Genomic DNA, 13,796 nt, shown 5'->3' on the forward strand with positions numbered 1-13,796 from the left:
CTCGATGAGCCCACCAACCACCTCGATATCGATACCATTGAATGGTTGGAGAAGTACTTGGCCGTAGCCAACATGGCGTTAATTTTAGTAACTCACGACCGCTACTTTCTGGAGCAGGTAACCGATAACATTATTGAACTGGAAGCCGGAAAAGCATTTACCTATCAAGGTAACTATGCCTATTTTCTGGAGAAAAAAGCCGAACGAGAAGCCAATGAAAGTGCTTCCATAGACAAAGCCCGTAACCTTTACAGAAAAGAACTGGAGTGGATTAGAAGACAACCACAAGCCAGAGGTACCAAAGCAAAATACAGGGTAGATGCCTTTCAGGAAACCAAAGAAAAAGCCTTTAGCGCTCAAAAAACAAATGAGCTAAACCTTCAGGCCAATACAGCCCGACAGGGCAAAAAGGTATTGGAAATAGAGAAATTGAGCCATGGTTTTGGAGACCGACAATTAATCAGTGACTTCTCCTATACCTTTCAGAGGCAAGACAGAATAGGAATAGTAGGTCCTAATGGCAGTGGAAAAACCACTTTCATAAGGCTGATTACACAAGAGTTGGCACCCAATTCGGGTTATATTGAACTTGGCCCAACCACCAAATTTGGCTACTACCGACAGGTAGAAGATCAGTTCGACCCGCAACAAACCGTAATAGATTTTGCCAAAGAAATCGCTGAAGTGATTGAAGTTGGCAAAGGCCGAAGCATACCTGTTTCGCAGTTCCTCACCCGTTTTCTGTTTCCTCCGGAGGTTCAGTACAAACCCATTGGCAAATTAAGCGGTGGTGAAAAACGCAGGCTGCAACTTCTGCAGGTTCTATTAAAAAGCCCAAACTTTCTGGTGCTCGATGAACCCACCAACGATCTGGACTTGATTACGCTGGGCACTTTAGAAAATTACCTGGAGAACTTTGAAGGCAGCCTCATTATTATCTCGCACGATCGCTACTTTATGGATAAACTTGTTAACCACCTGTTTGTGTTCGATGGTCAAGGACAAATAAGAGACTTTCCTGGCAACTATACTGACTACCGTATGCAGGCAGCAGAAAGCCCCCAGGTGGCCAAACCTACAGAACAAAAAAAGGAAAAGACCAAGGAACCAAATGAACGGAAAAAGCTTTCATTTAAGGAGCAACGAGAGTTTAGCCAGTTGGAACAACAGATAGCCGATCTGGAACAGGAGAAAAGCCGATTAATCAATGAAATGAATCAGGTAACTGATCATGAAGAGTTGTCGGAACTGGCCAAGCGCCTTCAGACAGTTTCTGATGAACTCGACCAAAAAGAATTGCGCTGGCTGGAGCTCTCCGAATTGACGTAGTGCATGGCAGTAATAGAATTGACCAACGACAAGGTAAGTTTAGTAGCAAATACCGAAAAAACGATACTGGAAAACACACTGGCTGCGGGCATACCGCACACCCACGCTTGTGGAGGCTTTGCCCAATGTTCTACCTGCCGTGTCTATATCGAGGAAGGTTTGGAAAACCTTTGTCCCCGAAATGAAGAAGAATCGTCTCTTGCTCAACAATTAGGACTGCTGCCTGAGGTAAGGCTCGCGTGTCAGACTAAAATTAATGGGGATGTAAAGATGAGAAGACTCGTACTTGATGAAATCGATGAAACCATTATCCTGGATCATGGTAGCACCCTTTCGCCCAGAAGCTTGGGAATTGAAAAAGACGCATCCATACTCTTTGTAGATATTGCCGACTACACTGCTTTTTCGGAAAAAACTCCGGCTTACGATGTAGTGCATATTCTCAACCGCTACTTTCATATAGCCGGCACAGTTGTAAAAAAATATGGAGGGCGAATAATTGATTACTACGGAGATGGCTTTTTGGCCATCTTTGGGTTGGACGATGATCCGAAACACTCCGAAAACCTCATTAAAGCCGGATTCGAATTGAAAACAGCCATCGATAAGTTCGACCATGCCGTACACGATATTATTGACAGTGACTTTAAAATCCGGCTGGGAGCACATACCGGTAAAATCATTTGGGGAACCATAGGCATTGAAGGCATGCAGAAGGAAGCCGCCATTGGAGATACCGTAAACTTGGCCAGCCGAATAGAACAAGCCAATAAAACACTCAATACTCGGTTTTTAGTATCAGAAGCTCTCTACAAAAAACTACAACACAAATGTTCGGTTTGTCAGAGTTTCGAAATAAACGCCAAGGGTAAAAGCGGGATCCAAAAAGTTTACTCACTAGACCAACACTTTTTAGACTAGTCTTCCCCTTAGAGTTGGGCCGCGAAGGCAAAACTCTTCAAGCCTCTCTACTTGTGCTATTCAATTAATCGAACGAGATTCGTTACTTAAAGCTATTTTAGTACACCATGAACTCAACGTTGTTTCTTATTCTTTTTGGGTTTCTAATGGTTGTATATGCCATGAGTTTCATCTATTACATGAAACAGCGCAGCAACCGGAAGAACAATCAAAACCGTATTTTACAACTCCCACTATTCATGGCCTTCCTTATTGGCCCCTTACTTTTTTTCATGATTAACAACAACCAACGCAGAGAGAAAAGAAAGTTTATGAAAGGAAATAAAAGGCGATTCTCCTGAATTTATACAACCTCATAGGCCAGCATACGTCTACAGCCTCAAAGCTTGAACTCTTTTAGTCAATTATTACTTACTTCAACATGCATCAGGAATTCATCAATAAACTTTATGTGCGGCAACAAGCCTGCCCCAGCTGCCCATCGCCCGAAATGGTTGCCAACTGGTTCAACGACCTTCTCGGCACCCTATTCCCTGACTTTTCGCGGCAGCAGTTTAGCACTCAGAAAGAATTTGAATTACATCTGGAAAAATTACGATTGCAACTCAATCAAATTCTTTCCCGAAACCCCATTAAATCGGATATGGAACCGGACCATGTAACCGATCGGTTTTTTGATGAATTACCGGCCATTCACGCCATGCTGGAAGAAGACATAACGGCTATTTTTGAAGGCGATCCGGCCGCTAAAAGCCGAACCGAAGTAGTAAGAACTTATCCGGGTTTCATGGCCATTGCGGCTCATCGCATTGCCCATTCGCTGTATCAGCTAAAGGTTGAGCTCATACCTCGTATAATTTCGGAATATGCACATAGCCGAACGGGCATCGACATTCACCCTGGCGCAACCATAGGCCATTTCTTTTGTATAGACCATGGCACCGGGGTTGTGATTGGCGAAACCACTCACATTGGCGACCATGTTAAAATTTATCAGGGAGTAACCCTGGGGGCTTTGAGTGTAGAGAAGCGTGATGTACAAACGAAACGCCATCCTACCATTGGCGACCATGTAGTCATTTATGCAGGAGCTACTATTTTAGGTGGAAACACCGATATAGGCCATAGCTCGGTAATTGGAGGCAATGTGTGGCTTACCCACAGTGTGCCTTCCGGCTCTAAGGTTTATTACCAGGCCCAAATGAGCCACTCCAACGGAAAGAAAGACACAATTATTTTTAAAGGACAAAGCGCATGACCATTGAGCAATTAATTGGTAATACACCCTTGGTAGAATACCAACGCCTACATACCAATCCGAAAGTGAAAATCTACGGTAAACTGGAAGGCAACAACCCCGGGGGAAGTGTAAAAGACAGAGCTGCCTATGGCATGATAAAAGGGGCGCTAGACCGCGGTGAAATAAAAAAGGGCGACCGATTAATTGAAGCCACTAGTGGCAATACAGGCATAGCCTTGGCCATGATTGCCAGCATTATGGGTGTGCACATAACTCTGGTGATGCCTGATAACTCCACGCGCGAACGAGTTTTAAGTATGCAGGCCTATGGTGCTGAGGTAATACTTACGCCTGCCGCTCAAACCATAGAGTATTCCCGTACACTGGCGCAGCAAAAGGCCGAAAAAGAAGGCTATTACATGCTCAATCAGTTTGCCAACCCCGATAATTACGGACAACATTATAAAACTACAGGGCCTGAAATATGGAAGGACACCCAGGGGAAAATCACCCACTTTGTTTCTGCCATGGGCACTACCGGCACTATTATGGGAGTATCGCGCTATCTAAAGGAACAAAATCCACATGTGCAGATAGTAGGCACTCAACCAACGGATGGTTCCAGCATCCCCGGAATCCGCAGATGGTCTCCTGAATTTCTTCCTAAAATATTCGATCCACACAGGGTTGATAGAATAATAGATGTAAGTCAGGAAGAAGCTACCATAATGACGCGAAGAATGGCTAAAGAAGAAGGAATTTTGGCAGGCATGAGCTCTGGCGGTGCATTACATGCAGCGCTAAAGCTTGCCGAAGAAATTGAAGAAGGGGTTATCGTCCACATTGTCTGCGACCGGGGAGACAGATACTTAAGTAGTGACTTATTTGGGTAAGCCTGAAAACAAACATTGTCCCTAAGCCTCATCGATTGCATTGAGCCTGTAATTACTGTAGGGTTGTAATCCACACCAAATAACCGCAGGCATGCTGCTCACTGCTGACATAGGGCTGTCACATGACATCTCTAATTTTATGGTAAACGGAACAGCCATGCCCGAAAAAGTGCTGACAACATACTACCCTAAAAGCAAAACAGATTGGAGAAACTGGCTAAGTAAGCACCATGACTCAACCCAGTCTATCTGGTTAGTTTATTATAAGACTTCCAGTAACAAGCCTACTCTAAGTTGGAGTGAGGCCGTAGACGAAGCACTTTGCTTTGGCTGGATTGATAGCACAAAGAAAGCCATCGACAAAGAAAGCTACATGCAATATTTCTGTAAGCGAAAGCCCAACAGCATATGGTCTAAAATAAACAAAGAGAAAGTGGCCCGGCTTATTGAAAACAACCTTATGACCGAGGCTGGCCTAAAGAGCATAGCAATAGCTAAAGAAAATGGTTCCTGGAACGCATTGGATGATGTAGAGGCACTAATTGTTCCGAACGACTTAACCGAGGCTTTAGCAGGCTGCAAAGAGGCACTGGCATTTTTTAACAGGCTCAGCAATTCGACTAAAAAACTACTACTGCATTGGGTAACCTTTGCTAAACGGCCGGAAACGAGAGCAAAACGAATTGTAGAAATCGTAGAGAGTGCCCATAAAAGCCTGAAACCAAAACAGTTCAGGTAATTGGTTCTCCACAACCAACATCACTTGAATTTCATCCTCAAAACAAGCTCTTTTTAAGTCAACAACTGGCGTTAAAAACCGGAACTAAGTCCACACACTCATGTGTTAATGGCACCTGATAATTAGACAAAGCAAAAACATGAATAAGAGTTATCCAAGATCATTTTCGCACATAGGTATCACCGTGCCTGACCTAAAAAAAGCCGTTGAATTTTATGAAGAGGTGATGGGCTGGTATGTGATTATGCCTCCCTCTAAAATCAAAAAAGAGAAAGAAACAGCCATCGGTCAAATGTGCATCGATGTGTTTGGCGAAGATTGGGAAGAGTTTGAAATCGCCCACATGTCCACATCAGATGGAATTGGTATAGAGCTATTCTCATTCCCTCATGGAGTTAAAGAGAAGCCAGAATTCAATCCGTTCAACACTGGTCTTTTTCACTTTTGTGTACAAGATCCGGACATTGAAGGCCTAACTCAAAAAATTATAGAACGTGGTGGTAAGCAGAGAATGCCAATTCGTGAATATTACCCCAATGAAAAACCGTATAAAATGGTTTATGTAGAAGACCCTTTTGGTGTGGTATTCGAAATATATTCTCACAGTTATGAGCTCACCTATTCTTCGGGGGCATATCAAGACTAACCGCTTCATAAGGCTTCGCTAAAAGTGAGGCCTTCTCTTTTTTACGGGTAGTGCTATCCGAACTTCTTCACAACTCAATGGAATCAACCCCTACTTTCTTTCAATAGTTAAGCAAGAAAAAAGCCCTACAACCCACAGAAGCACACTATATTGGAGTAAGCTTATCTTAACAAAGTCCTAACTCACCAAATGAAGAACGCACTCCTATTTTTAACCCTTCTTTGCCCGGCTCTATTTTCCTGCAACCAAACAAAGACTAAAAACCACCAACAAGCGGAACAACGAAATACAGAAGCAGCAAAAGCCGACTCCGTTGTTTATCAAAGCCAAGCACTTACCATTATTAAGTTAACTGACCATACATATCAGCATATTTCCTACTTAGACACCGATACTTTCGGTAAGGTACCCTGCAATGGCATGTTTGTTATAAATGAGGGTGAAGGTATTGTATTCGACACGCCAACCCACTCAGAAAACGCTAAAGAACTCATCATTTTTATCCGCTCAGAATTAAAAAGTAAGATCACTGCGTTAATCCCCACACACTTCCATGAAGACTGCATCGGTGGAATTAATGAATTTGACACCCAAGGCATTCCTGCATTTGTCGGCACTCGAACGATAAAACTATTGACTGACAACAACTATAATTTCAAAACGCCCGTCAATGCTTTTAATGATAGTCTGAACTTGAAATTAGGAAACCAAGCAGTTGTCGTGCACTTTTTGGGCGAAGGCCACACCCAAGACAATCTAGTAGGCTACTTCCCTTTAGATCACGTTCTTTTTGGTGGCTGTTTAATTAAATCAGTTGGGGCCGGTAAGGGTAATTTAGAAGATGCCAACGTTCAACAATGGCCAGCGACTGTGGCCAAGGTAAAACGCAAATTTCCCGAAGCTGACCTGATTGTTCCGGGCCATGGAAAAACCGGTAATACAGCTCTTTTAGATTATACCATACAATTGTTCGAGACAAATAATCAGTAGAAGAAGCTATCATCGGCCATTGAGACAGCCGGTATCTGAGTGGCGATTTGCTCAGCCAAGTCCGGTTGAATAGACTCAATGACTCAAAAACATTAAGCACATTTCAATTATATTCTTTTGATTAGCTACCTGAATACATTCTTTCTATTTACTTGTAACAATAAACCATACCTATCTTATGCATACCATTCAACGAATGATCACCAACATCTGCTCCGATAACCTTTCTGCAAGCAGAGATTTTTATACCAGCCTGCTCGATTTCGCAGTCGATTATGACAGTGACTGGTTTGTTCATTTGATCTCCAAAGACCGCCAACTGGAACTCGGTATTATTGATCGAACCTATGATTTGGTTCCGGAAGCATTTCAGCAAAAACCACAAGGCTTTTACCTCACCTTTGTGGTCGAAAATGCCGACATAGTTTTTGAAAAAGCTAAGTCACAAGGCTTTGAAGTACTCAGTGAGCCGGAAAATACTTTTTACGGACAAAGGCGCTTTTTACTAAAGGACCCGAATGGCACTCTGGTAGACATTTCCTCCCCCACTAAGGCTCCCTGATATCACAGCCTGACTGATGTTGTCTAAAAAACTACTGCTGACCATACTAGTGCTCGGAGCCACCGCCATTTCACTATTCTTTGTACCCTGGCGGCTGCTCTGGGTTTCAATTCGGCCCCTGCCTGATAGCGTGCAAGAGCAGGTAAATCGGGTTGAAGAATATGCTCTTAGCGGTATTATAGTGTACATTGATGAAGCAGGAAAGCCCCCTAAACTCCACGCTGCAGGTTGGCACAACAGAGAAATAAAAAGTACCTGCTCAGCCCGATGCTCTTTTTAAAAGAGCCAGCATTAGTAAACTATATATTGCCGCAGCGGCTACCAAGCTCATTGGTAAAGGGCAGTTAGACCCCACGAAATCTTTGGTTCAATACCTGCCTGAACTCCGTGGAAAAGTAGAAAATGCCAATCGAATTACGCTTGAACAACTCGTACAGCACCACAGTGGTATACCTAATTTTACAGACTCTCCGGATTTTCGGTGGGACAAGCCTTTTAAGAACAATGAGAAAACACTAGAACTTGTACTGAACAAACCGGCACGTTTTGAACCCGGCCTGCGCTATGAATACTCCAATACTAACTACCTGCTTCTTGGCCATATTCTGGACAATACGTTGGGCTACAGTCATCACCAGTATATCGAAGAAGCCATATTGCGTCCACTTCAACTCAAAAGCACTTTTAGACTGCTTAGTCAAGCCAATCCGGAACGGGTAATGAGCGGATATGTCGTAGGCTGGCCTCATGATGTAAAAGGCAATGATTTTATTGAACCGGGTGTTTCTATGGTCGCTATGGCTCAATAGGTTGGTCTGTCTTTGAGGGCACTGCACAATGGTAGTTTACTTAATAACAAGGAGCAATCAATCTATGCCGGGCTGTATAGTTTTGAGCATACCGGACTTTTGCCGGGCTACCAGAGTTTGGATCGCTATTATGCAGATATAGATGCTGTTGTCATTCAGTTCACGAACACCAGCGGAGGCAAAGCCTGGAGTTTTTCAGAAATTATGCACAAGCGCCTAGTCAGGATTTAAGAAACCACAACACTCTACATGTTCCATGACACTCCCTTTGCATGTTCTGCACTTTTTTAGGAACTTGAATACAGAACCCATCCAATCCAGCCCCATGAACGCATTTGAAGCAGCCAGAATTGAAGAGCTAAAAAAGCAGATTGAATATGAGCATCAGGAAGAATATAGGTATGTAGAAAAATTTAGACCTTTGGTGCAAGAAGTAGACAGGCTTTCAAAATCTTTTCTCGGCATATTGCTAAATAGAGCTACAATAAAAAGACTCAATAAGGAAATGCAGTCTTATGCGGATGTAGCCAATGACCATCAGCGTAGGAAGAACCAGTTAAGAAAAGAATTAAACGAACTTGAATCGGCAATTCGCAATCGCCACTAAACCTCAATACTATGAACAGCAAACAAGATGAAAGAATAGCCGCCATGAGTTTTGCTTCAGTATACCCGCACTATGTAACCAAAGTAGAAAAGAAAGGCCGGACAACCGAAGAACTTCATCAGGTCATTGAGTGGCTCACCGGTTTTGATTCCAAAAAACTCCAAAGTTTGATCGATGAAAAAGCCACCTTCCAATCGTTTTTTGACCAAGCCAGCCTTAACCCCAATGCAAAGCTCATTACCGGAGTCATCTGTGGCTATCGGGTAGAAGAAATCGAAAACCCATTGACCCAAAAGGTAAGGTATCTGGATAAACTGGTAGATGAGTTGGCCAAGGGTAGAAAAATGGAAAAGATATTGAGAAGCGTATAGTCTATCGTGGTTTTGGTTCGCAAGTTTTTTGAGATTAAACCAGTCTGACCGCTCTTAGCGATCAGACCAGTAGCACCGGCTAAGCCGATAAAGTATTCTATTCCGCGGTGGTAGCATCTTTTACCCCAGAAGCCGCAGAGGTAGTCGTTCCCTTCTTGGCATACACACGGAAGTAGTATTTGGTTTTGGCGTTCAACCCAGTAACCACAAGATTGGTAGTAGTAACCTCCTTCTTAGAGTAATTATTGAGCGTGCTGCTGAAGTTGGCATTCGTAGAAACATCCACCAGGTATTTATCAGCACCGGTTACCTGAGCCCAGCTAATCTTAAAAGAGTTGGCTGTGATATCAGTTGCTGCGTTAACAGCAGGTGCGCTCAGCGATGGTTTTGGATCATCGTCTTTATCGCAAGACATAACCAAACCGGTGAACAAAAATGCCACTACCAGCATTCTCATAAGTCCACTACTTTTTTCTAACATTCTCATTTTTCTAAAAATTTGTTTTTACATATTGATAGCCCCTTGACCCTCCATTCAGGGGCCCGGTTGTAAGCTTCTATGAAGAAAAAATTTATAGTTTGAGACACATATTATTCTATTTCCGGCCGCGTTATCCTGTATTTTCATCAGGTCGAAAACTGCCTTATTTTTCACTTTCTTAACAATTCCTTGAAAAAGCCAGGCTCCATAAACCGTAAGGTCTGACTATTTTTAACCCTAATGACTTTTTACTTATGCGTTCCTATGTACTTACCATGCTTTTTGTGAGCTGCTTATGCAGCCTCTCTACTGCTCAAACTAAAGTAATTGCTCATCGCGGCTCTTCCGGTATAGCCCCAGAAAACACCTTATCGGCCTTTCAACAAGCTATTGACCAAGGAATTGAATTCTTTGAGCTGGATGTACACATTACCAAAGACGATTCCGTGGTGGTCATTCACGACAGTTCAGTAGACAGAACTTCTTCTAATGACAAGAAGGGAAAGGTGGCTGATATGACCTTTGCCGAGCTGCAAAAGGTAAAGGTAGGTTACTCCGAAAAGTTTGGCGACAGGTTCGCTGAAGAGCCAATTCCCAGCTTGCGGGAGGCTCTTAAACTAGCCAAAGACAGAATAAAAGTTTGTGTAGAAATTAAGGCCTATGGTGCCGAAGAAGAGGTATTGCGCACCATTGCTGAGCTAAAAATGACAGATCAGGTGATTATATTCTCTTTTCACTATCAGGTACTGGCTAAAATAAGAAAGCTGAATGCTGATATTCCAATTCTCTACCTCATAGGGACGGCAGATCAGTTTACCCTGGACTACGCCAAGGTAATCAAAGCCGGCTATATTGGAGTTGGCGGTGCCACTCACCTAACGGAAGCATTTATTAAAGAGGCACACGCCATGGGTATCCAAGTATGGCGATATACGGTGGACGATGAAGAAACGATGAGGGCTTTGATTGACCTGGGAATTGATGGAATAATTTCTAACTACCCAGACAGGGCTGTGAAACTCTTAAACCACTGACTATGAAGCACATTATTAAACTGGAAGAGGCAGCTATGTTTGGCTTCTCCATCTATTTATTCAGCCTGACCAATTTTGACTGGTGGTGGTATTTAGTGCTCATTCTCACTCCCGATATTGGCATGATCGGATATGCCCTAAACACCAAAACAGGTGCGCTAACATATAACCTATTCCACCATAAAGGACTTGCCATTATGGTGCTTTGCTTGGGCTGGTTGTTCAGTAACTCATGGCTAGAATTGAGTGGTATTATTCTATTTGGGCATGCAAGCCTTGATCGTATTTTTGGTTATGGACTGAAATACCCCGATCACTTTAAGCATACGCATTTGGGGTGGTTGCCCAGATCTAAGGCGGAAAGCTAAGCCTCCGATTTAGTGGTGTAAAATGGGCAGAGGCGTTAATAACCTGAGAGCTCTCGCCCATAATGCTTACATTCACAGTGTTGATCCTGTGAACTATGCGTTACTTTTTAAGCTACTTAGTCATTACCCTGTTTATTATTTCTTGTCGGCCTGCTCCTGAGAATTTTCCAATCAATGGCACATGGAAACCCGTTAGTCAGAACCTTGGCGGCACTCCGCTACCTCTGGCAGCCAATAGCAATCAAAAACTGGTGGTAACCGATAGCTTGTATACCATGCATGCAGAAAGCATAGACAAAGGCATAATTCACTTTGATGAGCATAAAATGGATATTTATGGTCAGGAAGGCCCTAATAAAGGAAAGCATTTCAAGGCCATCTATAAACAAACCAGCGGCAGCCTAACGGTGTGCTACAACCTACAGGGCGACAGCTATCCCAAAGCCTTTTCTACAGAAGGGCAGCCGCTGTATTATCTGGTAGTTTTTAAACGCATCGAATAAGTTAGTCGGTAATGAGCAAACCCTGGTCGCTAAGCCGCGACCGTATGTTTTGGTGTTGCTTCCAGAACCTATCTTCAATAATTGACCACAGCCTTCGGGCCTCAGGCACATCGTTCAAAGCATCCATTTGAGGATCGTCATCAAAGAGTATAAGCCAATATTGGAAATTCTCTTTCTCCGAGAATAACCTCAACTGCTTTAATGCCTTTTGTACGTCTCCCTGGTGAGCGTAATAAACCGCCAAACTTAATTCCTTATAAATGGACTGATCTTGCTGCATATAGTCCAGAAAATCTTTATTAAGGGCTTCAGCCTCCTTGTTCTTACCCATGGCCTCCAGCACTACAGCTATCTTTCCATGCTCATATCGGTAAATGTCAAGTTTCATTTGCTCACGCATATCCAGAAAAATAGAATAATAGTAGTAAGCCTCTTCGTAGTCGCGCATAAAGTAGCATACCTTCCCAACCTCCTGCAAAATATCCAGCCGGCTAGAGTCCTTCTTCCACTCCACTATCAGCCGATCTTTCAGCCGATTCATATCCTTTTCCTTGGCATATAACACAAAGGCTTTCAATAAGTTAGAAAACCCATTATCCTTCTCATAGTCAATGGATTTATTCACATAGTACAAAGCTTCTTCCACAAAGCCTGTTTGAATTAGCGCATTGGAAAGATGCAAATACAAGAAACTTCGGGTCATGGAATCGGTAGACGTTGCAGCCAACTGTTCTCCTCTCAGGGCATATTCCAGATACTTGGCGGTATTGGGAGTATAGTTGGCATAAAGATCTGAAAGCAAGTTAATTACATCGGTAGAATTGGGGTTATATTCAAGTGCCTTTTCCAGGTAAGGAGCCACAGAGCTATAATCTTCGTCATACATAAAAGTAAGCGCTTTAGCTATCAGGCTTTCCGGCAGCTTAGGGTCATTCAGCATAGCTTTGTCAGCACTTTGGTGTATTTCTTTTGCAAACTTCTTATCGGCCTGAAAAATATCGAGGTAGTAATAGGCCACTGTCAAAGCAGCATAGGCATGAGCAAATCCGGGGTCTAGCTCGGTCGCTTTTTTAAAGTATGGCAATGACCGCATGGTCTTCTCATCATCGCCTATCACTAACAAGTCCCTTCCTTTTAAAAACTGGTCATAAGCCTCCAGGTTATCGGTAGGTATTTTCTCAATTTGTGCCTGTTCTTTGGGGGTAATAATGGCCTGCACCTCTCCGGCAATGTTTTGTGCAATCTCTTGCTGTAGTTTAAAAATATCGCTGGTGTTGCGTTCATACTGCCGCGCCCAAAGGTGCTTGTCGGTGGCAGCTTCAATTAGCTGAATATTCAGCAGTATCCGGTCGCCAATTTTTTGTCCGCTGCCCTCCACAAAATATTTCACATTGAGCTCCTTAGCCATTTCAGGAATGGTTTTAGTCGAATTTCTGTACTTCTCAGTAGAGGTTCGGCTAATTACCCGCATGTCGGCAATTTTCTGCAAATTAATGAGCGTAGACTCCATGAGGCCGTTGATGAGGTAAACATTGGAAGAATCGCTGCTATCGTTAATGAATGGCAACACAGCAATAGACTTTTCCTCTAAAATCTCATTTTCGCGGTCGGGCCTACTTAGCAAAAACACGACAAGCAGTAGTATGAAAATACCGGCTACAATTAAAAGTGGGACCCTTATGCCGGAAGCTGGTGCGGGTGGAACCTCATGAGCGACAGTTTCCATACGTTTGCTCACCTCTCCCGGGGGGTATCCATACTGTTCTCTAAAGCACTTCACGAAATAAGAAGCACTGGCAAACCCTACCTGTTCAGAAACTTCCGAAACATTCAGTGCCCCTGTTTTAAGCAGTTCCATGGCTTTCTCCAGCCTAACCTCGCGAATAAACTGGCTCACCGATTGCCCGGTAATTTTCTTTACCCTTCTCAGCAGGTTAGAACGGCTCATACCTACCTCTTCGGCCAGTTCTGTAACACCAAATTGCTCGTGGGCCATTTGCTGTTGTATAACCTCCCTGAGTTTGTCCAGAAAATTTCGTTCGAAAGGGGGCAATTCTTGCATGGAAAAGTAAGGCCTAATATTGTACAAAGGAGGAAAATAAATGGCAGAGTAACAAACCCGAAAAAACCAGCTTCACAAGCCCAAATCGAAAGTTATGCGTCATAATTTATAGGGTTGCATCATAGTTTTAGCCCATGATTGAAACTTAATAGTATTGGCCTGATTACTGCTAACTGCCCGGCAATTGTTCTTTTCAACTTTGTGTCATCAAAAACAATGAAGAAACAAACGAATCTAAAAC

Annotated in this window: 19 protein-coding genes; 17 read left to right on the forward strand and 2 right to left on the reverse strand. The window is 43.2% G+C overall.

Features of this window, described 5'->3' with window-relative positions:
- The 14 genes from B3763_RS15255 to B3763_RS15310 form a co-directional block, all read left to right on the forward strand.
- A partial coding sequence (locus B3763_RS15255) for an ABC-F family ATP-binding cassette domain-containing protein (RefSeq protein WP_286747561.1) occupies positions 1 to 1,329 on the forward strand: 1,329 nt, incomplete at its 5' end.
- Positions 1,330 to 1,332: 3 nt separating this feature from the next.
- The gene (locus B3763_RS15260; protein ID WP_189630781.1) at positions 1,333 to 2,250 is read left to right on the forward strand and encodes an adenylate/guanylate cyclase domain-containing protein; all 918 of its coding nucleotides are present in this window, start codon (positions 1,333 to 1,335) and stop codon (positions 2,248 to 2,250) included.
- Positions 2,251 to 2,357: 107 nt separating this feature from the next.
- The gene (locus B3763_RS15265; RefSeq protein ID WP_189630780.1) at positions 2,358 to 2,591 is read left to right on the forward strand and encodes a hypothetical protein; all 234 of its coding nucleotides are present in this window, start codon (positions 2,358 to 2,360) and stop codon (positions 2,589 to 2,591) included.
- Between the two features lie 80 nt (positions 2,592 to 2,671).
- The gene (epsC, locus tag B3763_RS15270; protein ID WP_189630779.1) at positions 2,672 to 3,508 is read left to right on the forward strand and encodes a serine O-acetyltransferase EpsC; all 837 of its coding nucleotides are present in this window, start codon (positions 2,672 to 2,674) and stop codon (positions 3,506 to 3,508) included.
- Positions 3,505 to 4,383 (forward strand): cysteine synthase CysM, encoded by an 879-nt coding sequence (gene cysM, locus B3763_RS15275; protein WP_286747562.1) that lies wholly within the window; start codon positions 3,505 to 3,507, stop codon positions 4,381 to 4,383. The genes epsC and cysM overlap by 4 nt, the downstream gene beginning before the upstream one ends.
- 91 nt (positions 4,384 to 4,474) lie before the next feature.
- Positions 4,475 to 5,122, forward strand: a complete 648-nt coding sequence (locus B3763_RS15280) for a YdeI/OmpD-associated family protein (RefSeq protein ID WP_348655164.1) — start codon at positions 4,475 to 4,477, stop codon at positions 5,120 to 5,122.
- Between the two features lie 139 nt (positions 5,123 to 5,261).
- On the forward strand, positions 5,262 to 5,768 hold the full coding sequence (locus tag B3763_RS15285; RefSeq protein WP_189630777.1) for a lactoylglutathione lyase family protein: 507 nt from the start codon (positions 5,262 to 5,264) through the stop codon (positions 5,766 to 5,768).
- Positions 5,769 to 5,957: 189 nt separating this feature from the next.
- A complete protein-coding gene (bla, locus tag B3763_RS15290) occupies positions 5,958 to 6,758 on the forward strand; it encodes a subclass B1 metallo-beta-lactamase (RefSeq protein WP_286747563.1) in 801 nt (266 codons plus the stop codon).
- Between the two features lie 178 nt (positions 6,759 to 6,936).
- Positions 6,937 to 7,320 (forward strand): VOC family protein, encoded by a 384-nt coding sequence (locus B3763_RS15295; protein WP_286747564.1) that lies wholly within the window; start codon positions 6,937 to 6,939, stop codon positions 7,318 to 7,320.
- A gap of 16 nt (positions 7,321 to 7,336) precedes the next feature.
- Positions 7,337 to 7,600 carry a hypothetical protein gene (locus B3763_RS18995; protein ID WP_348655165.1) on the forward strand — a complete coding sequence of 88 codons (264 nt, stop codon included), beginning with the start codon at positions 7,337 to 7,339 and terminating at the stop codon, positions 7,598 to 7,600.
- A gap of 25 nt (positions 7,601 to 7,625) precedes the next feature.
- Positions 7,626 to 8,129 (forward strand): serine hydrolase domain-containing protein, encoded by a 504-nt coding sequence (locus B3763_RS19000; protein ID WP_348655167.1) that lies wholly within the window; start codon positions 7,626 to 7,628, stop codon positions 8,127 to 8,129.
- A gap of 12 nt (positions 8,130 to 8,141) precedes the next feature.
- Complete coding sequence (locus B3763_RS19005; protein ID WP_348655166.1) at positions 8,142 to 8,360, forward strand: hypothetical protein; 219 nt, start codon at positions 8,142 to 8,144, stop codon at positions 8,358 to 8,360.
- A gap of 94 nt (positions 8,361 to 8,454) precedes the next feature.
- The gene (locus tag B3763_RS15305) at positions 8,455 to 8,736 is read left to right on the forward strand and encodes a hypothetical protein (protein WP_189630774.1); all 282 of its coding nucleotides are present in this window, start codon (positions 8,455 to 8,457) and stop codon (positions 8,734 to 8,736) included.
- Between the two features lie 11 nt (positions 8,737 to 8,747).
- Positions 8,748 to 9,107: a DUF2200 domain-containing protein gene (locus tag B3763_RS15310; RefSeq protein ID WP_189630773.1), complete on the forward strand. Its 360-nt coding sequence runs from the start codon at positions 8,748 to 8,750 to the stop codon at positions 9,105 to 9,107.
- Between the two features lie 97 nt (positions 9,108 to 9,204).
- Here B3763_RS15310 and B3763_RS15315 read toward each other — a convergent pair whose 3' ends face one another.
- Positions 9,205 to 9,588, reverse strand: coding sequence for a fibronectin type III domain-containing protein (locus B3763_RS15315; protein WP_286747565.1), 384 nt, complete (start codon positions 9,586 to 9,588; stop codon positions 9,205 to 9,207).
- A gap of 254 nt (positions 9,589 to 9,842) precedes the next feature.
- Between B3763_RS15315 and B3763_RS15320 the strand changes: the two genes are divergently transcribed.
- The 3 genes from B3763_RS15320 (at position 9,843) to B3763_RS15330 (ending at position 11,493) form a co-directional block, all read left to right on the forward strand.
- Positions 9,843 to 10,622, forward strand: coding sequence for a glycerophosphodiester phosphodiesterase (locus B3763_RS15320; protein ID WP_286747567.1), 780 nt, complete (start codon positions 9,843 to 9,845; stop codon positions 10,620 to 10,622).
- Between the two features lie 2 nt (positions 10,623 to 10,624).
- Entirely contained in the window at positions 10,625 to 10,990 is a 366-nt protein-coding gene (locus tag B3763_RS15325; protein ID WP_286747569.1) for a DUF4260 domain-containing protein, read from the forward strand.
- A 95-nt stretch (positions 10,991 to 11,085) separates the two neighbouring features.
- A complete protein-coding gene (locus B3763_RS15330) occupies positions 11,086 to 11,493 on the forward strand; it encodes a TIGR03067 domain-containing protein (RefSeq protein WP_286747571.1) in 408 nt (135 codons plus the stop codon).
- Position 11,494: 1 nt separating this feature from the next.
- Here B3763_RS15330 and B3763_RS15335 read toward each other — a convergent pair whose 3' ends face one another.
- Entirely contained in the window at positions 11,495 to 13,555 is a 2,061-nt protein-coding gene (locus B3763_RS15335) for a helix-turn-helix domain-containing protein (RefSeq protein ID WP_286747573.1), read from the reverse strand.
- Positions 13,556 to 13,796: the final 241 nt, after the last annotated feature.

This window comes from Roseivirga sp. UBA1976 (assembly GCF_002336325.1).
Taxonomy (GTDB): Bacteria; Bacteroidota; Bacteroidia; order Cytophagales; family Cyclobacteriaceae; genus Roseivirga; species Roseivirga thermotolerans.

Bases quoted from the DNA above. Each gene is read 5' to 3' on its own strand.
- B3763_RS15260 (WP_189630781.1), top strand. From the start codon at position 1,333: ATGGCAGTAATAGAATTGACCAACGACAAGGTAAGTTTAGTAGCAAAT.
- B3763_RS15265 (WP_189630780.1), top strand. From the start codon at position 2,358: ATGAACTCAACGTTGTTTCTTATTCTTTTTGGGTTTCTAATGGTTGTA.
- epsC (WP_189630779.1), top strand. From the start codon at position 2,672: ATGCATCAGGAATTCATCAATAAACTTTATGTGCGGCAACAAGCCTGC.
- cysM (WP_286747562.1), top strand. From the start codon at position 3,505: ATGACCATTGAGCAATTAATTGGTAATACACCCTTGGTAGAATACCAA.
- B3763_RS15280 (WP_348655164.1), top strand. From the start codon at position 4,475: ATGCTGCTCACTGCTGACATAGGGCTGTCACATGACATCTCTAATTTT.
- B3763_RS15285 (WP_189630777.1), top strand. From the start codon at position 5,262: ATGAATAAGAGTTATCCAAGATCATTTTCGCACATAGGTATCACCGTG.
- bla (WP_286747563.1), top strand. From the start codon at position 5,958: ATGAAGAACGCACTCCTATTTTTAACCCTTCTTTGCCCGGCTCTATTT.
- B3763_RS15295 (WP_286747564.1), top strand. From the start codon at position 6,937: ATGCATACCATTCAACGAATGATCACCAACATCTGCTCCGATAACCTT.
- B3763_RS18995 (WP_348655165.1), top strand. From the start codon at position 7,337: ATGTTGTCTAAAAAACTACTGCTGACCATACTAGTGCTCGGAGCCACC.
- B3763_RS15305 (WP_189630774.1), top strand. From the start codon at position 8,455: ATGAACGCATTTGAAGCAGCCAGAATTGAAGAGCTAAAAAAGCAGATT.
- B3763_RS15310 (WP_189630773.1), top strand. From the start codon at position 8,748: ATGAACAGCAAACAAGATGAAAGAATAGCCGCCATGAGTTTTGCTTCA.
- B3763_RS15315 (WP_286747565.1), bottom strand. From the start codon at position 9,588: ATGTTAGAAAAAAGTAGTGGACTTATGAGAATGCTGGTAGTGGCATTT.
- B3763_RS15320 (WP_286747567.1), top strand. From the start codon at position 9,843: ATGCGTTCCTATGTACTTACCATGCTTTTTGTGAGCTGCTTATGCAGC.
- B3763_RS15325 (WP_286747569.1), top strand. From the start codon at position 10,625: ATGAAGCACATTATTAAACTGGAAGAGGCAGCTATGTTTGGCTTCTCC.
- B3763_RS15330 (WP_286747571.1), top strand. From the start codon at position 11,086: ATGCGTTACTTTTTAAGCTACTTAGTCATTACCCTGTTTATTATTTCT.
- B3763_RS15335 (WP_286747573.1), bottom strand. From the start codon at position 13,555: ATGCAAGAATTGCCCCCTTTCGAACGAAATTTTCTGGACAAACTCAGG.